The 22823-nt window shown below is 43.0% G+C and carries 25 protein-coding genes; 20 read left to right on the forward strand and 5 right to left on the reverse strand.

Annotated features, from left to right (window positions below; all coding sequences use genetic code 11):
• Positions 1-7 precede the first annotated feature (7 nt).
• From ACRQ5D_RS19005 to ACRQ5D_RS19070, 14 genes are all read left to right on the forward strand, one after another.
• A complete protein-coding gene (locus tag ACRQ5D_RS19005) occupies positions 8-631 on the forward strand; it encodes a contractile injection system tape measure protein (protein ID WP_432326243.1) in 624 nt (207 codons plus the stop codon).
• A 14-nt stretch (positions 632-645) separates the two neighbouring features.
• Positions 646-993: a hypothetical protein gene (locus ACRQ5D_RS19010; RefSeq protein ID WP_432326245.1), complete on the forward strand. Its 348-nt coding sequence runs from the start codon at positions 646-648 to the stop codon at positions 991-993.
• A gap of 14 nt (positions 994-1007) precedes the next feature.
• Positions 1008-1478, forward strand: coding sequence for a contractile injection system tape measure protein (locus tag ACRQ5D_RS19015; RefSeq protein ID WP_432329810.1), 471 nt, complete (start codon positions 1008-1010; stop codon positions 1476-1478).
• Positions 1450-2802, forward strand: a complete 1353-nt coding sequence (locus tag ACRQ5D_RS19020; protein WP_431200191.1) for a DUF4157 domain-containing protein — start codon at positions 1450-1452, stop codon at positions 2800-2802. The genes ACRQ5D_RS19015 and ACRQ5D_RS19020 overlap by 29 nt, the downstream gene beginning before the upstream one ends.
• A 112-nt stretch (positions 2803-2914) precedes the next feature.
• Positions 2915-3565 carry a hypothetical protein gene (locus ACRQ5D_RS19025; RefSeq protein WP_432326247.1) on the forward strand — a complete coding sequence of 217 codons (651 nt, stop codon included), beginning with the start codon at positions 2915-2917 and terminating at the stop codon, positions 3563-3565.
• Complete coding sequence (locus ACRQ5D_RS19030; RefSeq protein ID WP_432326248.1) at positions 3547-5043, forward strand: hypothetical protein; 1497 nt, start codon at positions 3547-3549, stop codon at positions 5041-5043. Before ACRQ5D_RS19025 ends, ACRQ5D_RS19030 begins: the two co-directional genes overlap by 19 nt.
• Positions 5040-6023, forward strand: coding sequence for a tetratricopeptide repeat protein (locus ACRQ5D_RS19035; protein WP_091171206.1), 984 nt, complete (start codon positions 5040-5042; stop codon positions 6021-6023). Before ACRQ5D_RS19030 ends, ACRQ5D_RS19035 begins: the two co-directional genes overlap by 4 nt.
• 7 nt (positions 6024-6030) lie before the next feature.
• Complete coding sequence (locus tag ACRQ5D_RS19040; RefSeq protein ID WP_432326250.1) at positions 6031-6663, forward strand: hypothetical protein; 633 nt, start codon at positions 6031-6033, stop codon at positions 6661-6663.
• A gap of 46 nt (positions 6664-6709) precedes the next feature.
• Positions 6710-6982 carry an eCIS core domain-containing protein gene (locus ACRQ5D_RS19045; protein ID WP_167516186.1) on the forward strand — a complete coding sequence of 91 codons (273 nt, stop codon included), beginning with the start codon at positions 6710-6712 and terminating at the stop codon, positions 6980-6982.
• Position 6983: 1 nt separating this feature from the next.
• Positions 6984-8312: an ATP-binding protein gene (locus tag ACRQ5D_RS19050; RefSeq protein ID WP_091171216.1), complete on the forward strand. Its 1329-nt coding sequence runs from the start codon at positions 6984-6986 to the stop codon at positions 8310-8312.
• A 480-nt stretch (positions 8313-8792) separates the two neighbouring features.
• The gene (locus tag ACRQ5D_RS19055) at positions 8793-10913 is read left to right on the forward strand and encodes a histidine kinase dimerization/phosphoacceptor domain -containing protein (protein ID WP_432326253.1); all 2121 of its coding nucleotides are present in this window, start codon (positions 8793-8795) and stop codon (positions 10911-10913) included.
• Between the two features lie 3 nt (positions 10914-10916).
• A complete protein-coding gene (locus tag ACRQ5D_RS19060) occupies positions 10917-11768 on the forward strand; it encodes a response regulator (RefSeq protein ID WP_432326255.1) in 852 nt (283 codons plus the stop codon).
• 10 nt (positions 11769-11778) lie between these two features.
• The gene (locus ACRQ5D_RS19065; RefSeq protein WP_432326257.1) at positions 11779-12708 is read left to right on the forward strand and encodes a sigma-54 interaction domain-containing protein; all 930 of its coding nucleotides are present in this window, start codon (positions 11779-11781) and stop codon (positions 12706-12708) included.
• On the forward strand, positions 12690-12866 hold the full coding sequence (locus tag ACRQ5D_RS19070) for a helix-turn-helix domain-containing protein (protein WP_431200196.1): 177 nt from the start codon (positions 12690-12692) through the stop codon (positions 12864-12866). Before ACRQ5D_RS19065 ends, ACRQ5D_RS19070 begins: the two co-directional genes overlap by 19 nt.
• A gap of 67 nt (positions 12867-12933) precedes the next feature.
• Here the strand turns inward: ACRQ5D_RS19070 and ACRQ5D_RS19075 are convergent, their stop codons facing one another.
• The 4 genes from ACRQ5D_RS19075 to ACRQ5D_RS19090 all read right to left on the reverse strand — a co-directional run bounded on the left by ACRQ5D_RS19075 (position 12934) and on the right by ACRQ5D_RS19090 (position 15284).
• Complete coding sequence (locus ACRQ5D_RS19075; RefSeq protein WP_432326259.1) at positions 12934-13395, reverse strand: PLP-dependent transferase; 462 nt, start codon at positions 13393-13395, stop codon at positions 12934-12936.
• A complete protein-coding gene (locus tag ACRQ5D_RS19080; protein ID WP_432326261.1) occupies positions 13392-13964 on the reverse strand; it encodes a PLP-dependent transferase in 573 nt (190 codons plus the stop codon). The genes ACRQ5D_RS19075 and ACRQ5D_RS19080 overlap by 4 nt, the downstream gene beginning before the upstream one ends.
• Positions 13965-14091: 127 nt before the next feature.
• Positions 14092-14361, reverse strand: coding sequence for a hypothetical protein (locus ACRQ5D_RS19085; RefSeq protein WP_431200199.1), 270 nt, complete (start codon positions 14359-14361; stop codon positions 14092-14094).
• Positions 14362-14369: 8 nt separating this feature from the next.
• Positions 14370-15284 (reverse strand): APC family permease, encoded by a 915-nt coding sequence (locus tag ACRQ5D_RS19090; protein ID WP_432329813.1) that lies wholly within the window; start codon positions 15282-15284, stop codon positions 14370-14372.
• On the opposite strand from ACRQ5D_RS19090, the gene ACRQ5D_RS19095 reads away from it, so the two are divergent.
• From ACRQ5D_RS19095 to ACRQ5D_RS19120, 6 genes are all read left to right on the forward strand, one after another.
• Positions 15174-15428 (forward strand): hypothetical protein, encoded by a 255-nt coding sequence (locus ACRQ5D_RS19095; RefSeq protein ID WP_432326263.1) that lies wholly within the window; start codon positions 15174-15176, stop codon positions 15426-15428. The two genes, ACRQ5D_RS19090 and ACRQ5D_RS19095, sit on opposite strands and share 111 nt — an antisense overlap.
• A 388-nt stretch (positions 15429-15816) precedes the next feature.
• Positions 15817-16371: a LacI family DNA-binding transcriptional regulator gene (locus tag ACRQ5D_RS19100; RefSeq protein ID WP_432326264.1), complete on the forward strand. Its 555-nt coding sequence runs from the start codon at positions 15817-15819 to the stop codon at positions 16369-16371.
• Positions 16290-16844, forward strand: coding sequence for a substrate-binding domain-containing protein (locus tag ACRQ5D_RS19105; RefSeq protein ID WP_432326265.1), 555 nt, complete (start codon positions 16290-16292; stop codon positions 16842-16844). The genes ACRQ5D_RS19100 and ACRQ5D_RS19105 overlap by 82 nt, the downstream gene beginning before the upstream one ends.
• Positions 16845-17185: 341 nt before the next feature.
• Entirely contained in the window at positions 17186-17407 is a 222-nt protein-coding gene (locus ACRQ5D_RS19110; protein WP_432326267.1) for a hypothetical protein, read from the forward strand.
• The gene (locus tag ACRQ5D_RS19115) at positions 17356-17739 is read left to right on the forward strand and encodes a basic secretory protein-like protein (RefSeq protein WP_432326268.1); all 384 of its coding nucleotides are present in this window, start codon (positions 17356-17358) and stop codon (positions 17737-17739) included. Before ACRQ5D_RS19110 ends, ACRQ5D_RS19115 begins: the two co-directional genes overlap by 52 nt.
• Positions 17740-18019: 280 nt before the next feature.
• Complete coding sequence (locus tag ACRQ5D_RS19120; RefSeq protein WP_091171236.1) at positions 18020-20308, forward strand: GH92 family glycosyl hydrolase; 2289 nt, start codon at positions 18020-18022, stop codon at positions 20306-20308.
• A 229-nt stretch (positions 20309-20537) separates the two neighbouring features.
• Here the strand turns inward: ACRQ5D_RS19120 and ACRQ5D_RS19125 are convergent, their stop codons facing one another.
• The gene (locus ACRQ5D_RS19125; protein ID WP_432326269.1) at positions 20538-22367 is read right to left on the reverse strand and encodes a DNA polymerase beta superfamily protein; all 1830 of its coding nucleotides are present in this window, start codon (positions 22365-22367) and stop codon (positions 20538-20540) included.
• Positions 22368-22823: the final 456 nt, after the last annotated feature.

Here is a 22823-nt window from a genome sequence, read left to right on the forward strand (position 1 = left end):
TTGAGCTATGGCAGGAAGCACACATATCATCCATAAGCTGGTACTTGATATAGAAGTATCGCATCGAAGCACTGCCCAAAAGGTGCAGGACGAGGCCGTGCGGTACTTTGAACAGGTGCTGCTCAAAAAACTGGAGCAATTGCTGGATGATATGGATCTGCCTGCCCATGTTTTGATAGATAAGATTGATCTTGACTTGGGCTCGGGTAAACTGGAGGATGTATTTGAACAATTGCAGGCAAGCCTTGCTAAGGTGCTTGAGCCGGTTTTAAATCCTGCCGCATTACCCGTAGGTGATGTGCCAGATAACGAGATAAGCTATTCATTGCTTACTGAAGAGCAGCAGGCCTTTAATGTATTTGTTTATTTCCTTAACACGGGCAGGCTTCCTTGGTACGCAGTGGCTGCAACAGAATGGCTACAGCAGGAAAATGTTTGGTTGAGTGAACTGTCAGAATTGTTGACAAAAGATCGAACTTATCAATCAAAACTTATCAATCTTTTTAAAGGCTCACAGCTTACAGTACGCAGGTTCTTTAGCCAGTTTGGTATAGCGTTTATTAAAAAGCTTGCAGCGGTTCTGCTGGATATAGATGTACATAAACTCCAAAAAGACTTGACGCTGCTATAGTCGAAATTAAGGCTTTGATAAGCAGCCAGTCAACAGATGGCCGTACAGGTTTGTCATTGGCAGAACTTACCGGTAACAAGGAGTATATCATCGAAAAACTTTTGCTGAGGATATCCCTCCGCATAGGCCTTGATGAATTACCTGTTGATAGCACAATTCTGAAAAAGTTAGCCACTTTAATATTGGGAGAGTCAGCTAACACGACTTCATTGTCAGCAACGAACTTTATTCAAGTTGCAGAAGCGTTTATCCAATCGACAGAAAATAAACCGCTACTACAAAGTAATAAGCCTATAACCACGCCCGATAATACTCCGGAAACAAGCTCAAAAAAGAAGAAGAAATTGCCGGGACTTATGTAACTCAGGCCGGTTTGGTGATCCTGCACCCCTTTTTGGAGTATTTCTTTAAAGATTTCGGCTTGCTGCAGGATAACGATTTTGTTGATCTGCCTGCAAGGCAACTGGCCGTTCACCTGCTGCACTATTTAGGTACCGGTAATGTGAACGCTTTTGAATATGACCTTTATTTTGAAAAATTTTTATGCCGGTGGCCACTTGACGAGCCATTGGAACGTGAAGTTGAAATACCCCAACGCATGCTTGATGAAGGCGACAATATGCTCCGAACCGTGATAAAATACTGGAAAGCATTAAAAAATACATCGCCCGGCGGCTTGCGCGAGGCATTCTTAATTCGCAAGGGGAAACTGATTGAAGCAGAACAGCCTGCCCGCCTTATTGTAGAGCGGATGGACCTGGATATCCTGCTTTCATCATTGCCATGGGGCATTGGCGTAGTTAAACTGCCCTGGATGAATGAACCTTTTTACGTGGAATGGCAATGAAGACACCGCAAAAGGCAGCACCTGCAAACACCAAACAAAACCAGCCCGCAAACAAGCAGGGGGCAGGGAAAGATCCTTTTTCTCTGCCGCTCATGATGTTGAACAGGTGCAGGAAGCGCCCTTTTTTGAAGGGAATAAGGTTCAGCGTAAAATGACGGTGAATGAACCTGGCGATCATTTTGAACGGCAGGCCGACCAGGTGGCTGATAAAGTTGTTCAGCATATTAATCAGCCTAAAACCGTAGCCAACGCTGCAACTGGTTCTACTACTACCACGGGTCCTGCTAATGCAGCTACCTCCGCTGTGCAAAAGAAAGAAGATAAGAAGGAAGATAAACAGGAAAAAGAGCAGAACGGAGCCGATAAAGAATTACAGCGTCGTCCCGTTTTTGAAAGTGATGGCGATCCCAACGAGGGGAATACATTAAAACGCAGCAGCCAGTCGGCCGCTCCGGATGTATCTCCACAAACGCAACAAAAGATCGAATGCAGCAAAGGCGGCGGCGAGCCATTGCCTGCCAATACCCGCGAGGAAATGGAAGGTGCAATGGGTGCAGATCTGAGTGCGGTACGGATCCATAATAACAGTGAAGCCGCCGGATTAAGTAACGATTTACAGGCGCAGGCGTTTACCCACGGCAATGATATTTATTTCGGGGCTGGTAAATATGATCCGCAAAGTAAATCGGGGCAGCACTTGTTAGCGCATGAGGTGACGCATACGGTACAACAGGGTGGAAATGGTGTTAAAAAGAAAGGGGTTATTCAACGGGCGGAAACCGGCGTTGCAGAAAGTGGAAAAGCCAAGGCGCACACTGGTGATGATAAAATTGACCAAACCAATAAAACTATAAAGGTTGAGAAAATAGATATTCCAGGTTTTAAATATGACATGATGCCATCTAAAACCGATTACTCGTTTAAAAAAACGACAAGAAGCGGGAAACATTTGGCTACCTGGGAAAAAGATGCAGCTACAGATGCCGGCTTTGGGAAAAAGTTTGATGATCTGAAAAAGGTTGAGTTACCAAATGGCGGGACATCTCCCGCGGGAAATAATACTTATTTCATGGTATCAAAAACCAATGTTACCGGGGGCATATTGTTTGGTAATCCCGATGAGATAAGGACCCGGTCGGTAAGGCCTAACTGGCGGCGGGCGGGGCAAATGCATGAGTTTGAAGTTGACCATAAAGTAGAGTTGCAAATTGGAGGGGCCGATAACGATATCGGCAACTTATGGCTTCTTTCCCAAAAAATTAACGGCTCATCAGGCGGCACTATTCAGGCCAATATAAAAAGTGCTGTAGACAGAAACTATTAAAGCCGAGAAAGCCAAGGACCCTGAAAAAGTAAAAGGTCTGTCGGTACAGGGCATTGTAGATAATTACAGTATCACCACTGCAAAGTTAAATAAAGCCGGATCGCCGGACAGTGTGGGCGACCAGGAAAAATATTCGCTTTCTGAAATTCAGAAGGGAGAGCATCTCAACGGTATGCGCTTTTTAGTGCCCGGCAAAGATGATAAGATTTTAAAAGAGCTTGTAGATACCAATACTGTACACCTGTTTTTGAATGAGAGGCGGAGCAAAGCTATCAAAATGCCTAAAAAAGGGCCTTTTAAACTTCAAAACTCAAAAAAGTATACTGCCAATATCGATTCTGTTACCTATGACCCCCAAACAGATATTATGCAACAGGGTGGAGCCGGCAGCATAACAGTAACCATGTTTAAAACCAGTAAAACTGCCGACAAGATTACTGAAAGTTTTACATTGAATCCTATTCCGGGGGTGTACGGGGGATACGTTTCGAGACAAGACATTTTAGATAAATTACGTCCGCAGGTCAAGGCCTTAAGTCCTGTTCAACTCTCTGAAGCCGGCTTTAGTGATGATGGCGAGCTTGAAGCAAAAGGAAAAGTACATACAACCATTCCACTTATCGACAATGCGGATATTGATATTATCATAAATAGCAGCGGCTTAAGTATCCGGAAAGTTTTTGATGGCGGCGAGATCAAGCTTCCCCTCCATTTAAAATTACAGATACTTCGCTCGGTATTACTTTGGGCGATTCGGGTTTGACGGTTGATGGTAACATGAACTTTGAGATCAAAAAACTCGGGAAAGGCGAAGTTCATGCAAAAGCAGGTACTTCAGGGGCTTTCGCGCTGGGTGGTTCATTTGATTTCGACTCCAAAACTTTTAATCCTGCCCGTATTACGGTTGACTATGTTAAGCCGGGTGATGGCGGCAGTGGCGGAGGTTTATCTGCTACAGGCGAGATAGGAATCGGCCCTAATAAGATAAAGGGGATCAAATCGGCCCATATTAATATAGCTTATGCAAACAATGAGTTTACAGCTACTGGTACTGCCGAACCGGATATTAAAGGGGTAAAAAGTGCCGAGATCCACGTTAGTTACGCTAATGAAACCTTAGTTATAGGAGGCAGCTTCGTTCTTGACGAGAATATGCCGGGCATTCAAAGCGGCAGCGGCAGTGTGGAAGTTACACGCGGGCCGGACGAAATTTACCATGTTAAAGCCAGCGGTAAAGCCATTCCCAAAATACCGAAAATCAATACAGAGCTGTCAATATCATATGACGATGGCGCGCTGACTATTGAAGGCAAGGCATCTTACGCTGCCGACAGGGTATCAGGTGAGGTGATGGTAGGGGCCACCAACCGTGCTATTGCCGCTGATGGCACGCCATCTGGCCCGGCAGGTGACAAGTTTACCGCCTATGGATCGGGTAAGTTAACGCTTAAAGTTACCGATTGGCTGCAGGCATCGGCAAGTGTAAGGGTGACCCCGGCCGGCGAAATTGAAGTCGTAGGCCGTTTGGACCTGCCTTCGGCGGTTGATGTTTTTCCGAAGAAGAGCATTAATAAAGAGCTTTTTAAAGTACCAACCATCCAGATCCCCATATTCGCCATCCCGCTTGGTCCTAAAAGCATAGGTATCGTAGCTACTATTGATGGCGGCCTCGATTTTGACGCCGCGGTTGGCCCCGGCCAACTCAAAGACGTTTTTGGACAGATAGAATTTAACCCTTCACATCCCGAAAATACCCGGATCAGCGGTGGGGCAAAATTTGTGATCCCGGCGCATGCCGGTTTAAAGTTAAAAGCCGCGCTTGGTATTGGTTTAAGTATTGGCCCGGCCAGCGTTACCGGTGGTATTCAGATAGTCGGCGGATTAGGGTTGGAGGGTGAGGCAAGCGCGGCTGCCGACCTGGCCTGGTCGCCCACAACCGGGTTTGAGTTTAACGCTTTGGGCGAGATCGAGGTACACCCTAAGTTCACGTTTGATGTAAACGCATTTATTAAAGCCGAACTTGATCTTTTGGTTACAGATATTTCAAAAGAGTGGACTAAAAACCTTGCGTCATTTAGTTATGGCCCGGATCTGCAGGTTAAAGTTTCGCTGCCAATCCACTATAAGGATGGCGAACCGTTTGATGTGAAAACCGATGATATTAAAGTTACCTATCCTGAAATCAGCATTTCTGATATAGCAGGTGGTATAGCAGATAAAGTAAAAGAAGAAATGTTATGAGCAACCGAAGCCAACTAACCGAACTGATAAACCTTGGTGCTATACAGCAGCTTAACGGCAATTTTGAAGCTGCCGAGGCGTATTATGCCAAAGCTGCCGATTTAAATGAGCCCAATGTTACTCTGCTCAATAACCGGGGAATGTTGTTTTACCAGCAAAATAAATTTGCCGAAGCGAAGCTGCTGTTTGAACGTGCTTTAGAAATTGACAGCCAAAATGCTTCGGCATGGCTTAATTTGGCTAATACCGAAGTTTTGCTGGGTCAGTATGATAAGGCTCTAAACGCTTTCAGGCAAACCATTACGCTTAAGGCCGATCAGTTTGAAGCCTGGGAGGGCTTGGCAAAACTGTATATGTTATCGGCAGATATGGAAAGCGCCGAAACATGCTGGCTTAAAGCGGTGGAACTTAACCCCACAAGTTTAAATTTATTGATGGGACTGGCGCAGGTCTATCTTTCAACCGGGAGGTATGATGAAGGTTTTGAAATGGCCGACTATGTTTTATCAGAGAACCCGCAAAACAGCAGGGCATTGCAAACTGCGGGTCTGTCCCAATTAATGATAAAAAACTATGCCTTGGCTACCGGCTACCTGATCAGGTATCTGATGTTGTTTCCTGGCGATATTGCGGTACGTAACCACCTGGCCGTTGCTTATTTGCAAAGCGGCCAGTTAAATGAAGGGGCGGCAGAATATGAGCGGATCTTGGAATATGACCCTGAAAACGAAGAAATAAGATTAAATACAGGGGTGCTTTGCCTCGGCCTCAACCGTTTTGATGATGCGCTGGCACACCTTGACCTATTACTTGAACAATACCCCGAAAATAAGAAAGGACAGCTTTACCGGGGGATAGCTCTGGCTAATTTAAACGAGAAAGATAAAGCGAAACGGGTTTTTGAAGACCTGCTGCATGATGCCGGCGAATGGGCCGCCCATGCCAAAAAGCAATTGGATCTGTTAAACAATTTAAACTAAACCTCCTATGAAATACATCCATAATACACGCCAGCCGCTTAGTCAGAAACAGGCTGATAAAGCAGATAAGCCCTTTTTTAATGGCAGCCGCGAAAAAAGCAAGCAGGATGGAGATGCTTTTTTCCAGGCCAGGAAAATTGATGGCAACCAGGATAGCGCCCTCGAGCAGGAGGCCGATGCAGTAGCACATAAGGTAACCATGTCACAGCAGGCAACTGCTAATTCATCGCAGCGAATGGGACAAATGAGCGTTCAGAAAAAGGGAGCGGATGAGGAAAAGGATGCGAAATCGACTCAGAAAAAAGAACAAAAGGACGAGAAGGAGGAAGGCAAGCCGCAGAAAAAAGACGAAAAGAAAGAAGAAGAGAAACCAACTCAGAAGAAAGAGGAGGATAAAAAAGATAAAGAGCCCCAAAAGAAAGAAGAGGATAAAAAGGATAAGGAAGGCGTTCAGAAAAAAGAGGAAGAGAAGAAGGATAAAGAACCACAAAAGAAGGAAGAAGATAAGAAAGACAAGGAGCCGCAAAAAAAGGCGAAGAAGATAAAAAGGACGAAGGCAAGCCTCAGAAAAAAGAAAAAGGCGACGAAAAAGACGATAAGGCTGCTGCACAAAAAAAGGAAGAAAAAGGCGGCGGTGTAGAAAAAACCGAAGGCAGGCCCGAACCCCGGAAGCAAAGTTTGACAGGTTGCTGAACGAAAGTAAAGGTGGAGGCAGTCCCTTACCTGCCAAAGTACGTACGCAATTGGAGCATCAGATGAACGCCAATTTTGAACAGGTGAAAATCCACACCGGGCAGCAGGCTGTTGAGCTTTGCAACCTTTCAAAAGCACAGGCGTTTACGCATGGTAACGATATTTATTTTAACGCAGCCAAGTTTGACCCTGAAAGCACCGCCGGTATGAACCTGCTGGCGCACGAGTTAACCCATGTTGTACAGCAAAACGGTCCGCGTAAATAAAATGGATACTAATATTAAGCAATTAAAAGCGCTGATGCAGTATACAGCCGGTTGTGTTGAAGCCAGGTTGCAAACTGTATTTGGTAACGACGCAACTTATTTGCCTCCGCTGCTGCCCCAGTTAGAGCGAAATGGTAGTGTGCTCGAAAAATTAATTGATGATCATGGCTTGAACAGCAATGAGGTTATTATACTAATGATGGCCCTGGTACCTCATTTACAGGTTGAGTTTTTTGATGAAATTATTCAGCCTTACATGTGTGAATCGGGTGATTTTCAGCAGATTGGTGGAGTTAGGAGCCGTAACGGACGCAGCTTTTTGCCAACCGGTCAAACAGCGGTTTTTGTTTTGGCTGGCGATGATCTGGAAAAGCGGCTGGAGATAGCTGATCTTTTTCATCATCATAGTAATTTGACGAAGCAGCACATTTTATACCTGGAGGATGTGCCCGAAGGTGAGCCTGCCTTATCCGGCAGGTTATTGTTACAACCCGAATATGTTGAACTTTTGATCAGTGGTACCGAATCTATTCCCAAACTAAGTATGAACTTTCCGGCACAACACCTGGAAACTACCTATAACTGGGATGACCTTGTACTCAATGATAACACCCGCAGGCAAATTGCTGAGCTGGAAAACTGGGTGAACTACCAGCAGGTATTAATGACCGATTGGGGTATGGAGCGGAAACTGAAACCAGGCTATCGGGCATTATTTCACGGCCCGCCGGGAACCGGCAAAACGCTCACTGCATCTCTGCTTGGTAAATACACCGGCAAACCTGTTTTCAGGATCGATCTGTCAATGATCGTATCCAAGTTTATAGGCGAAACAGAAAAGAATCTCTCCAAGCTATTTGAAAAGGCCGATAATAAAAACTGGATCCTGTTTTTTGACGAAGCCGATGCGCTTTTTGGCAAACGGACTAACGTTAAAGATGCGCACGATAAATATGCTAACCAGGAAGCATCGTACCTGCTGCAGCGTGTGGAGCAGCACAATGGCCTGGTGATACTTGCAACCAATTTTAAAAATAACATTGATGAGGCCTTTATGCGCCGGTTTCAGTCGGTTATTAACTTCCCGCTGCCTAATGCCGATGAACGCTATACTATCTGGCAAAAATCATTTCCGCCTAAAGCCAACCTCAACGGGCACATTAACCTTGAGCAGATCTCGCGTAAATATGAGCTCAGTGGTTCCGGGATCTTGAATGTAGTACAATTTGCCTGCCTGCAAATGCTGGCCCGCAAGGAAAGCCGCATAACCTCTGAACTAATATTGGAAGGTATTGAAAGAGAGTATACTAAAGAGAACCGGGTTTGGTAGGAACCTCCGGGATATAAATCCGAAATTTTCCGTCGATCTATAATCTGTACAATGGAATCCATGATCTGTACATTGACCGGTTCAGCAGCGTTCGGGATTTTTATGCCGGTCCGGATCCTGGTTATTTCAGCAATAAAGAAAATTTAGCTTTCTGCTTATTGATGCCGTTTGCATAAAATTGAATAAATTTAGCAAATCATCGCCTATCACTATTCCGTGACTTTCACAGGAGATGATTTCGTTATGGTTTTGTCGGTAATTATCTCTGGGGCAATAAAATACTAAGTGTATGTTTAAATATATAGCGACATGTTTTATTGTTTTAATTTTTGCCCCAAGCGTATCCGGGCAAAAAAAGATGGACATTGCTACCATTAAACTAAACCTCGATAACCAAAAAACAAAGCCGACACCAATACAATTAAACTACAAATACAATTAGGCAGCTATTATCTAAACAAGCAAGGCGACCACAAAGAGGTGCTGGATAGCGGCATCAACGCTTTTAATAAAGCCATACAAATGAGTGTTGCCATCCATTCGGCAAAGTGGCTTAACGAAGCTATGATGCTTAAAGGGGCAGCGTATCTCAAGCAGTACAACCTGAAGCAGGGTAAAGCTGTTTTTATGGAAGTGGTTGGTTATTACCATAAAACAGATGATCAGTACCAGGAAGGTAAAACCCTGGCCCGCTTAGGCGATAATATATCGATAGACAATACAGTTGCCATTCCTGATAAAATAAATAGTTATGAGCAGGCCCGGGCCTTATTTCAGCAAACGGGCCATAAACTGGATGAGACTGATATGAACAAGAACATAGCCGACATCCATCTTAGCCAAAAGAAACTTGATCTGGCCGAAACCGAACTGCGCCAGGTACTGGCCCAATACAAAGCAATTGGCTATAAAAAGCTCCACTATACTTATCATTCCCTTGCCGAGCTAAGCAAACAAAAGGTTGATTTGCATAACGAGCTTTTATATCGCCACGAGGTAATAAAAAGTATAAACGCCACGGCTGATACGGCTTTGGCCGATTTTTATTACGCCAAACTTGCATTGGTGTATGCCGACCTGGATAAGTACGACCAAAGCCTTATTTACATCCTTAAATCGGCCGAGATATTAAAGCATAGAAAACAATACGAGGATTTTTATGGGTACCTGAGCCTCATTATTTATGATTTCATAACAGCTAAAAGGCCTAAAGAAGCACTGGCATACTTGAAACAGGCGGTAAAAGATGTACCACCAAAGATCTTGGCGCAAAAGGTTGATATGTATGAGGCATTTGGCAATATCTACGTTGCCCTGAAAGATTACCCGGAAGCCGAGCAATACTATCTGAAAATGATGGAAGTATATAAGGTTACTAACTTTAGTAAAGACTTTTATACCACCAACGAGCAAATGGTTACTGATTTTATTCATTACAACGAAACCATGGCCGGCTTTTACCTGCTTATTCAACAGTATAAAAAGGCAGGCATTTATACAAAACAGATCTTGTCGCTGCCATCTAATACCATCAGGCCTATCACACTCACCAAGATCCATCGCATGCAGTTTCGGGTCGATTCTGCATCGGGCAACTATGTAGCTGCAATAAAACATTTCGAGATCCATAAACGCCTTGATGACTCGTTGTTTAATGCCATCAAAAACAAGCAGATAGAGGAGCTTGATATCAGATATAGGACTAATGAAAACAAGCAGTCGATAAGGTTTTTACAGGAACAAAGTAAGAATCAAAAAGCCGAACTGCAAAAGGTAAACATGCAGCGTAACATTACTTTTGGCGGTGTGGCCATGCTTATCATTATAGCAGGTTTGGCATTTAACGGTTACCGGCACAAGCAAAGGAGCAATCAGCAATTACAGTTAAAACAAACGGAAATTAATAATCAGAACCTATCGTTACAAATCCTGCTTAACGAAAAGGATGGCCTGTTAGATGAAAAGGACTGGCTGTTAAAAGAAGTGCATCACCGGGTAAAAAACAACCTGCAAATTGTAATGAGCCTGCTTAATACGCAATCGGCATTTTTGAAGAACAACGCGGCACTTGCCGCAATCCGGGAAAGTCAAAACCGGGTACAGGCTATAGCGCTTATTCATCAAAAGCTGTATAGTAATTCGGATGTGGCTTATATCGATATGTCGGTTTATATTAATGAGCTGATTAATTACCTGGCCGATTGTTATGATCCTGGCGGCAGGGGAATTCGTTTTGAGCAAATGATACAGTCCGTTAAGCTTGACGTTGCCCAGGCCGTACCCGTAGGCCTGATACTAAACGAGGCCATTACAAACGCCATAAAATATGCCTTCCCTGCGCAGCGGGGCGAAATTAAAGTGGCCTTACAACTGGCCGAGGAAACCATTATACTCACCATAGCCGATAATGGAATAGGCTTGCCTGTTGATTTTGACATCCAAAAAGCAAGCTCATTAGGGATGGAAATGATGAAAGCATTAAGTAAACAACTGGGCGGTTATTTTAAAATAGAAAATTACGGCGGCGCTATAATCACCGTGGAATTCAGGGCCGAGGAGATGTTAAATAATATTGAACGAAAAACTTTTGCAGCTAATTAAAATATGAACAAAAAGATATTAATAGTTGAGGATGAGTCGCTGGTGGCGTATGATCTGAAATTAATATTAACCCGTGCCGGTTATAAAGTTTGTGGCATTGCCGATTCTGTACCCGAAGCCTTGGAGATCATTGAGGAGCAAAAACCGGAAATGGTATTACTTGATATATTTTTAAAGGGTAGCCTGAACGGTATCGACCTTGCCAAAGTGCTCACTTCAAAAAATATAGCATTTGTATACCTGTCGGCTAATTTTCAGGAAAGTATCCTGGAACGGGCAAAGGCTACGCAGCCCTATGGTTTTTTGGTAAAGCCATTCCGCGAAAAGGAACTACTTATAACCCTGGATGTTGCTTTTTACCGACATCAAAACAGTATCGAATCAAAATTGCGCCAGGAGCAGGCCCTGGAGCAGGTGTTTAAAAATATTGTTGCCGAACCGATAAACTGGAAACAGAAGCTGTTGAAAATAGCAATGAGCATCCAGCCGCATGTACCGTTTGATTATTTGACCGTTACTATGAAAAATGATACGGGTTTTCCTGATAACGCCCTCTCATTTTTACGCACAGGGTTTGATGAATACCAGGTTATTGGCAAGGATGAATTGGTAAACATCACAAAAACAAACAAGGCACAATTGAGCCAGATGCAGGAAGACAGTCCGCGGATAACCAAGGCTGATTTTTATAATGCTGCTAATTTTGTTAAGATTTGGCCGCAGTTTCCCGTTAAAAAGCTTATTGCACAGTTTTTTAATATGCAATCGTTTTTAGGATTGCCTTTGCTTTCTGTCAGGAGGGGATGTTATTCATTTTTCGTTTTACAGCCGCAAAACCGACTGTTATACCCATGATCATTTGATCTTGTTAGATCGACTGCACAGATTACTGCTGAGCACGGTGGAGGAGATCATCCCATTTGATGTGCCTGAGCCGTCACTAACGAGGGTTGATAAATTAGGCCAAAATCAATTGAGTGAGAAAAGCAAAGCTGCAGGTTTTAAAGATATTATCGGTAAAAGCCATCAAATGCTCACCGTACTTGACCACATTGGCATAGTAGCTCCGCTTGATACATCGGTATTAGTTTTAGGCGAAAGCGGTACAGGTAAGGAGCAGATAGCTAAGAGTATCCACTATCTGTCGCCTCGTAAAAACAAGCCTTTGGTAGTGGTAAACTGTGCCTCCATGCCGGCGACCCTGATTGAGTCCGAATTGTTCGGACACGAAAAAGGTGCTTTTACCGGAGCTGTTGAAAAGCGTACCGGTAAGTTTGAGCTGGCCGATGGCGGTACTATTTTCCTGGATGAGATAGGTGAAATGCCGGCCGAATTGCAGGTTAAGCTATTACGTGTTTTACAGGAGCAGGAGATTGAACGCATTGGCGGCAGGGGCCCGGTGAAGATCAACGTACGCATAGTTGCGGCTACGAACCGCAACCTTGAAAAAGAAGTTGAAGAAGGCCGCTTTCGGCTCGATTTATATTACAGGCTGTTTGTGTTCCCGATCATAATTCCACCTTTAAGAGAACGTAAAGATGATATCCCGGTATTGGCTAATCATTTTCTGGCACGTTACGCGCAAAAGATCGGTAAAGCGGTAACGGGGATCTCAGCAAACGTAATGGCCCAACTGCTTGAATACCAATGGCCGGGCAACGTGCGCGAGCTGGAACATTTTATTGAACGTAGTATCCTGTTAACGGATGGCCCGGTAATAAAAGACGCTTACCTGCCCAAGCTGCAGGGAAAAAAGAAAGCCCTGTTTATGCCGAAATGCCGACTGATAGATTAAAAACCATTGATGAACACGCCCGCGACCATATTTTAGATGTACTGAAACGTTGCAATGGCAAAATAAGCGGTAAGGATGGGGCAGCTTCGAAATTAGGTTTGCCGCCATCAACGCTGCATTCAAAAATGCAAAAGCTGGGCATAAAAAAATGGGAATGAATGTTTGAAATTAAACAGTATTTATTTCCAAACCAAACAATAAATCCCGGCGCGGGGCCGGGACTGCTTACTTTTCTAAAGCCTGTTTAATATCCGCTATCAAATATTGAGGATCTTCCAAACCAATATACATCCGGATTAATTGATGATGGTCGTTATCCGCCGAATATTCATCCTCGCTAAAAGAGGCAATGGCCGGCACAACAAGACTTTCATGGCCTCCCCACGACACTGCAAGTAAAATATGTTTCAGGCTGTTGCAAAACCTTTCAATTTTACTAAATGAACTGTGTTTTAATATGAGGCTAAATAAACCTCCGCAGCCCTGCATTTGTTGGCTAACTAAATCGGCCTGATTGAATTTGGGACTAAAAGGCCAGATCACATCCTGTACAGCCGGATGAGAGGCAAGCCATTCTGTAATGATCCTGGTACTTTCAAAACTGCGTTGCAGCCGCAGGGGGAGCGTTCTTAATCCCCGCAAAAGCAGCCATGCCGAGTGGGGCGACAGCGCCGGGCCGGTATTCATGAACTCGTGATCAAAGATTTTTTAAGCACAGCTTTGCTGCCGGTAAGCACACCTGCCACAACATCCGAATGGCCGCCAATATATTTGGTAGCTGATTGCGCCACAAGGTCAACCCCCATAGATATTGGTTGCTGGTAAAGGGGGCTGCAATAGCTGTTATCAATCATGGTTATGATACCTCTTGATTTCGCAAAATCGGTCACTTTCCTGATGTCCTGCAGCTCATAGCAAAATGTGTTAGGGCTTTCGAGGTAAATTAGGCGTGTTTGCGGAGTTGCGGCTTGTCCAAAATTTTCAAAAACTGTTCCGTCAATAAATGTGGTTGTAATGCCAAATTTGGGTAAAAAGTCTTTAAATAATTTAATTGTCCAACTGTACAGGTTATCCACGGCTATAATATGATCACCTGATTTTAACAGCGATAAAATTGGGACACTTATAGCACTGATACCGCTGCTGAACAGCAGGGCGTCTTCCGCGCCATCTAACGCGGCAAGTTTTTTCCTGAGTATAGTGAGTGTGGGGTTTTGCCCTCTTGAGTACAGGCTGCTTTCAAATTCATCATTCATTGCCCCCTAAGTGCCTCAACGTCTTTAAAAGAGAAGTTGCTTGATTGCATAATCGGCGGCGAAATGGCGTTAAAGTAGTTCTCTCTTTCCTCCCCAAGCTCATTTAAAATAAATGACAAATCCATAATTAAAGTATAGTGTTAGGTTTTTGGCTTCGTTTTGTGATATAGTAAATAATAAGGCCGGCAATAAAAGCACAGATGCATATTAAAGCAGCCTGCGGATTTTCAATAAAAATGCTGATAGTAACAAACCAATAAGTGGTAATAAATATGACAGGTATAACAGGGTACCACTTCATGATATAGATGCCGGTATTATTGAGCTGTTTGGTTTTACGCCGCAAAATGAAGATGGTTATAGCTGCAGTTGAAAGGCCAATGGTATCAAAAAACATTACATAATTTAATATGGTTTGAAACGAATTGGCAAAAAACAGGATAATGAGCACCGCACCAACAAAAAGCTCAATCCAAACTCCTGTACCTGGGTTTGGCTGTTTACACGTTTAAAGCGGGCAGGTAATATACCATCTTCGGCCATGGCATAATAAACACGCGGATTGGCCATAATATTAACGTTAACGAAAGCCAGTACCGAAACAAACATAAGCAGCGATACTATTTTATAGCCGGCTGCACCAAATAAAACCCCTGCAAGTGTTGCCGCAAGCGTTGTTTTATGCTGAAGGCCGCTAATGCCTAAAACTGAGTAATATGCAAAGTTGATAAGCATGTATAATGATATCACTGTAGCTATTCCAAAAAATATAGCCTTGGGGATATTGATCTTCGGGTTTATAATATCGCCTCCAAAATTTATAGTTTGCTGGTAACCGCCATAGGTAAAAAATACAGCTACCAAACTTATTCCGAACGCGCTTATATTGTTATTATTATGATATGCGATAACTTCTTTGGTAGTATTGATGTTACCTTTAAATACTGCCGCACACAAAATCAGGATCATGCCTATTTTAAAAAGGGTAAGCACATTTTGTGTGCGTGCACTCATTTTAATGCCCAGGTAGTTTATAATATATAAAACAACTACGGAAGTTATAGTCATGATTTTGATGCCCGCATCGTTTTGCAGGCTTTGTGGCATAATAATGGGGTTAATGTATTCCGCCCCTATAAGCGCTACGGCAGCAACGGAGGCCGCGTTGCTTATTACCAGCACCCAATTGATCATAAAGGCAAAAGCCGGGTGAAAGCAGTACGAAAAAACCTTGTAAAAGCCACCGGTGGTGGGGTAGCGGGCGCCAATTTCGGCAAAGGTGAGCGCCCCACACAGGCTTACTGCTCCCCAAGCAGCCAGGCTCCGAAATACAAAAGAGGTGTGCTTGAGTTTTTTGCTACTTCTGCCGGTGCTGCAAAAATGCCCATGCCTATTACCAGGCTCACAACAATCATTGAAAGATCAAAGCGGTTGAGTTTCGGGGTTATACTCATGAAGTTTTAAAATACCAATTAATCAGGGAAAACACAAAATCTAAATTTAGCATTAATTTGTTAGCAATTGATACGATGAAAGCTTTTATACACAGGTCTTCTATTTTAATTTTTTAATGATCTTAATGAAAGTTTATAACTGTATTGCAATAAATTGTTGTTGAAAAGGTCGAAAATGGAAGCCATACGCTATATTTACCAGGCCGGTTTTAAATGTTTATATTATAAGGTTAAAATATTGGCAATTAGCAAAATTAACTTGCCGGGTTTGATTGAAAAAAGCAAAAAGTTGAATTTTGACAGAGATACCTGTTTGACGAATTGCCGGTTTAACATAAAAATTGATAAGACTTTAAGATGTCGGGCATACTAAACCTTAAACCTGAATTTAAAAAACGATGATGAAAAAAATATCCATTAAGGATATAGCCAAACTTACCGATACATCAATAACTACTGTTTCATTTGTTTTAAATGGCAAGGGCCGTATTAGCAAAGAGATCAGTAAGAAGATATTGGATGTGGCCCAAAAAAATGGTTATGAACCTAATCGTATGGCGGTTGGTTTGCGTACGGGTGTTTCAAAAGTTATCGGACTGATAGTGGAGAGCATTGGCGGGCCGTTTTTTGGAGAGATGGCAAAGGTAATTGAAGAGGAGGCTGAAAAAGACGGCTATCGTATTATTTATTGCAGCACCAATAATAACCTGCAAAAAGGCAAGGACATGATCAGGATGCTGAGCCAGCAACTGGTTGATGGTTATATTATTACCCCGATGAAAGGGCTGGAAAAAGATATCCAGAACCTGGTTGATAATGAAAAGCCTGTAGTGCTCATTGACGGATATTTCCCGGGACAAGCATCCCTCACGTGCTGGTTGATAATTATGCAAGCGCTTATAACGCGGTTGATTGTTTTGTACGATCGGGATATAAAAATATCGGGATGGTAACTGCCGACCTCGGGCTGATCCAGCTAAACGACCGGAGCCTGGGCTATAAAGCTGCTTTAAAAGATAATAACCTGAAAGATAGCAGTAAGATGTTTTTAAAGGTTCCCTTTGATATGGACAAGAATGAAGGGGTTGAGGCTGTTAAAGCATTTATTGTAAAGCAAAAACAAATGGATGCTGTTTTCTTTACCACCAATTATTTGGGTACCATGGGTTTGCAGGCCATCAAAGATCTTAAGCTTAGTATCCCGGATGATTTGGCCGTGATAAGTTTTGATGATAATGAAGTGTTTAGTCTATACCCGCCGGGTATTACTACCATACAACAACCTACTTACGACATTGCAAAATCGGCAATTGATATTTTAATGGCGCAAATCAACACACACAAACTTGATGCTTCAAAAATTGATCTGAAGATCCCGTCGAAACTGATTGAGCGGGGATCAACCCTGTCGAAGGCTACAGCGTGACAATAGTTTAGTATTGGGTCCACTAATTTCCTTAGAAATCATTTGGTAAAACGTTTTATTTAATTAGCTTTGAACATTGATGCTGCTCACCTGGTTAGTTAGAACCGGTTGAGGTAGTTGGGGGCTAACTCCACCATAGTTCAACTGCTTCATAGTTCTTTTTCGATAATATTGTTTAATTAATAAAACGCCTGTTGTTTGAAGAGCAACAGGCGTTTGTTTTTGAATAAATTGAAAGGGAACTATTAATAATATTACAGAGTAATATGTTTTAATGATAAAACGTTTTATCTATATTTGGATGGTTTAATTATTATCAATCGTAAAAACCAAAACTATTCATGAAAAAAATATTTATTTTCTCACTATTCTTAATTTCGGGCTTGTTCATGGGTTTGAATGCCAATGCGCAGGAAGTTTTTAAACAAAAAGGCTACCAGGTAACTTTTATCAGTAAGGATGCTGCATTTAGCACAGATTTGAAAGACAGGCTGATCAAAACCTTTTTGAAGTGTATCCAAAACTTTCGAAGGAGTACAACAAAAAAACATCTAAAAAAGTAACGTTTGTTATCGACACTGCTTATGACGGCGTAGCTGCTACCGGAAATGATACCGTAGTATTCAGCGCGAAATACATGACCAAACATCCCGGCGATATTGACGTGGTTACTCACGAAGTAATGCACATTGTACAGGCTTATGGCAACAGCGATGGCCCCGGATGGTTAACCGAAGGGATTGCTGATTATGCCAGGTTTAAATTTGGAGTAGACAACGCCGGGGCCAAATGGGCATTGCCAGCATTTAAATCAACCCAAAACTATGATAATGCATATCGCGTAACTGCACGCTTTTTGGTATGGGCAGAAAAAACGCAAAGCCCGATCTGGTAAAAATACTTGATAAGCAACTGCGTGAGCATACTTTCACCAACGAGAGTTGGAAAAATCTAACAGGAAAAACAGTGGATGAATTGTGGGCCGCTTATGCTTTAAATCCCGCGGTTTAAACCGTTTTTACAGGTATCTGTAACAAATACCACGTACTCCCATATTTAGCGGGCTGCTTTACATAAATTAGTTGCTTTGTTAAAAAAAGATTACAAGGCCAGCGGTCACGACGCAGAGTTTCCTCGTATATGAGAGGAAACAATGAATATACTTAAAGATTACAATGAGAAGATTACTTACAGCATTATTAATAGGTACGGCCGTTTATAGCCAGGCTCAAACCAAAACAGAAAAGCTGGTTGATTATGTTAACCCTATTATAGGCACACAACGTATGGGGCATACCTATCCGGGAGCAACGGTACCTTTTGGTATGGTGCAACTAAGCCCCGAAACAGACACTGCCAGCTATGAAAAGGACGGTCATTACAATCCGGATGTATACAAATATTGTGCAGGATATCAGTATGACGATAAAACGATAGTAGGCTTTAGTCATACCCACTTCAGCGGTACCGGTCACTCAGATTTGGGCGACTTTTTAATTATGCCAACCGTTGGGGCTTTAAAACTCAATCCAGGTGTGGCCGATAAACCAGGCAGCGGCTACCGTTCGGCATTTTCGCATCAGAATGAGGTTAGCGGTGCCAATTATTACAAGGTGAAATTGGATGATAATAACATCACAGCCGAGCTAACCACCACTGCAAGGGTTGGTTTTCATCAGTACACCTTCCCTAAGTCGGATCAGTCGCACATTATACTCGACCTCATGGCGGGGATCTATAACTATCCCGATAAAAACGTGTGGACTTACCTTAAAGTAGTTAACGATTCAACAGTTGTAGGCTACCGCCAAACCAATGGCTGGGCCCGCACACGTACTTTATATTTCGCGATGGCATTTTCAAAACCATTTTATCAGCATGGGTATAAAAAATATGACAAGCGTGAGGTGTACGGTGGTTTCTGGGGTAAATTCAATCAAACCAAAAACTTCCCTGAAATTGCAGGCAGACAGATCCGCAGCTACTTTGACTTTAAAACAGAAGAAGGGGAGAAGATCAAAATTAAGTTTGCCATATCTCCTGTAAGTATGGACGGCGCGCTGAATAACATGCGCACCGAAGCACCGGGCTGGGACTTTGATAAGGTGAAAAGCGATGGTCAGCAACTTTGGGAACAGGAACTGCATAAAATTGAGATAGCCGGAAGTAAAGAAACCAAACTGAACTTCTATACTTCTATGTACCATACCATGATCAACCCAACTTTGTATATGGATGCTGACGGACAGTATAAGGGGCTTGATCAAAATGTACACAAGGCAGATGGTTTTACTAACTATACTACATTTTCGCTTTGGGATACCTACAGGGCGCTACACCCGCTGTTTAACATTATTGAGCCGAAACGTAACGCAGATATGATCCAATCGATGCTGGCTCATTTTGATCAAAGCCCGGAGCATATGCTGCCGGTTTGGTCAAATTCCGGTAACGAAAACTGGTGTATGAGTGGTTACCACAGTGTTACCGTAATTGCCGATGCTGTAATAAAAGGTAATGTGAATTTTGATGCTAATAAAGCACTTGATGCCTGCGTTGCCACAGCCCGTCACCGCGATTATGAAGGCATTGGCGAGTACATGGATAAAGGTTTTATCCCTGATGAAAAAAGTGGTGTATCGGTCTCTTCAACCCTGGAGTATGCTTTTGACGACTGGGCCATTGCTCAGCTCGCAAAAAAACTAAACAGAAACGATATCTACGAAGAGTTTATCAAGCGCTCAGAAAACTATAAAAACGTTTATGACGCCTCAATAGGTTTCATGCGCCCAAAACTGGCCAATGGTTCATTCAGGACTAAGTTTGACCCGTTGAGCACCATTAACGAAGGTTTTATTGAAGGTAACAGCTGGAACTATACTCTGTTCGCTCCGCAGGATCCCGAAAGCCTGATCAAACTGATGGGGGGCGATAAGCGCTTTGTACGTTACCTGGATTCATTGTTTACCATGAACCTGCCTGATAAATATTTTGCCGAAACAGAAGATATTACCCGCGACGGCATTATCGGTAACTACGTGCACGGCAACGAGCCGTCGCACCACGTAGCCTACCTGTACAATTGGACAGATAAACCATGGAAAACGCAGGAACGCGTACGCATGATTTTACCAATGATGTACAAACCAACTCCTGATGGTTTAGGTGGCAACGACGATACCGGCCAGATGAGTGCATGGTACATATTTACTTCGCTTGGTTTTTACCCGGTAGCGCCGGGTTCAGATCAATATTCAACCGGCAGTCCGGCTGTTGATCATGCGGTTATTAATTTGGATAACGGTAAAAAGTTTACTATCAACGTGAAAAATCAAAGCGCCAGAAATGTTTATGTGCAAAAGATGGTACTTAATGGCAAACCGCTTGATAAGTTGTTCATCAGCCATGATGAGATCATGAATGGCGGTGAGATAACTTTTTATATGAGCTCGAAGCATAAATAGAGATTGGTTTTGATTTCGGATTTCGGGTTTTCGATTTCGGAGTTAAAAAAGGGCTTTCCGTATTGGAAGGCCCTTTTGTGTTTGACTTTATTGGAGGATAGCTCACGATTGCAACATGTCAAGGAAACGTTATTGCTGGGCACGAAGCAATGCCAAACTCCACAAAGCGGCTTTGCAAACCGGATTGTTTCGTGTTTTAAACAGCTTTTAAGTATAATATGGCAGTGGGCTATAGTTGGCTGTTTTCATAAAATTCGGTTCTTATTTGCAATAAGATAACTTCAGCCTTTTGCAGGTCCGGTTTGTTGGGCAGGGCAGAGGTTCGATATAGTTCATTGATTTGCTCCATTTTTTCGTTAACCATATTCATCAGTTTATCAAATTCAAACTCGCCGTTGCGGATTTTTAGCAGGAAATCCCTATCGGGCCGGTTTACGATTACATGGCCGTATTGTGCTATTTCTCCGGCCATATTGAGCAGGCGAAAAGTGTGCATCATGTTTTTGGCATCGTAGCTTTTGCCGTGCGATAACGTGCTTTGATAGCGCGCCTCATTTCTTTTTGCTTCCCATTCGCGGTACTCCTTATACTCTTTACAGTATACCGAATAGCCATCTTTATTAAAGTTCATCACCGCCAGATGTTCTACTCCTTCGGGTACCGGGCTCAGTTGTACATCATCAGCGTCGGCACCAGATATTATTCCCCTGAAGTAGCCTGCCTTCAATTGTTTTTGGTGATAAAGCAGGTATACATCCCTGAAATGGTCCAGGTTTACCAGGCCGCATTGCTGCTGCTCAAAGTTGTTTACCTGAAGCCATTCCTTTAGTGTAATACTGCCATTATCATGGATCACATAGCAAAAATCCAGTACTGTCTTACAGGTTTCGTCTATTGACTTGTTGATTTTTTTGTTTAAACCGCGGGCCTTTTTTATTTGCGAGTGCGCATATCCGGCAAAGGTATCCAGGCAAAGTTTCGACAAGAAATCTTCCGGTTTTATTAAATCCATCAACGGGTGGCGGTACAATACAAATTGGCTGGGCGTGCTTAACAACTCCAGTATGTTGGGGTTGTTTTTGGTAAGCAATTCCATAAAACGACCGATCTCAAAATAAACCTCATCGTTTGTATTGTTGGCAACCTGATCGGTTTGGGTAAAGCCATAAAGCTGTTTTTGAGGCATGATGAAGATGCCCTTCCTATCCGTGTCAGATCCCTTAACGTTAAGATTATAAGCAGTGCTCCCGCTGATACAATCAAGCAGGAGCAGTTGCGGGTTTTGTTGCAGATGATCAAAAGTCATAATAGTATGTATTTTCTGAACAATTGGTTCAATCTCGTCCGGCTGTTTCCTTTTTGAAGGATGCAGCGGTATCTGCTGCTGGCAATAAGTCAGCGTATCCTGCAGCCAGGTTTGTATTAGCGGCACCGGTTGTATCAACGTTTTTTCATCGGCCGTTTGCTTTTGAACAAGTAGGTCGTCTAAGGTATCCTGAAAATGCGTGTCGCTTATCAAACGTCTCAATTTACTAAACTCCATTGGCGGCACTGTTTTGCGGTCCGCTATCCAAAGACAGGCCAGTGTTGATCTTAGTGCATAAAAATAGCGTTTCAGTTTAACTTCGCTTCCCTGCAAATCATCTCGTACGGTGTTAAAAACCAATGATGAATAGTGATTAGCTGATGCCCTTGGCGAAAAATATTCCGGCATTATGCTTCTTATGTCAGCGGTAAAATCACTGCCTTCCCGGTAAACTATGGGCGATTGTATCCATTCAAACAATGATATGTTTGATTTCAGGAATAGCTTCAGCGCCTTGCGTATATCCCAGCCTCGTATATCCAATACATCATTTATCGGCAGATCTACAAAATCGGGCATATCTGTTATGCCGAGGTAATAATTTACAGGACGGGCGTATATAAAACGCACATCAAAATCACTATCGGGCGAGGCAAAGCCCCAGGCCCGGCTTCCCGATTCGCAGGCGTAAAGTATTTTTATGTTTTCAGTTTGCTCTAATTCAAGCAGTTTTTGTTGTATAGTATCAGTCATTGTTTTTAATATTAAAAGTTGAAAAAAATGAAAGAGCTACAGGTAGCAGGTGTATTCCGGATTCGAACCGGCACTCATGTATTGCTACATGTTTTCAACCATCGAAGTAGCACCCACTTACGGCATCTTTCATTACTTACCCCCGAAGGGTGAAGTTTCTTTGTTTAAAATCAGGGAATAAAGAGCGATGAATGGTAGCGCTTGGCTTGAAAGGCGAAGTAACGCTTACCAACGGCATCTTTATTCCTGATTGCAGCGGGTTTAGGTAAAAGAAATTTATGAACAACAGGCCAAAGGCAATGGCTAACAAGTGGTTCAGTCGTCCCATGCTCCAAACTGTCTGAGCTACCTTAGCTTGCGGGGCTAAAGGCCGGATTTTTACCGGCGACCCTGGGGTTAAAAAAGCGAAGTAATACTTGTTTACGGCACTTTAACCTATTGTTCATTTTGAAAATA

The sequence above is a fragment of the Mucilaginibacter sp. P25 genome (assembly GCF_050859465.1).
Taxonomy (GTDB): domain Bacteria; phylum Bacteroidota; class Bacteroidia; order Sphingobacteriales; family Sphingobacteriaceae; genus Mucilaginibacter; species Mucilaginibacter gossypii.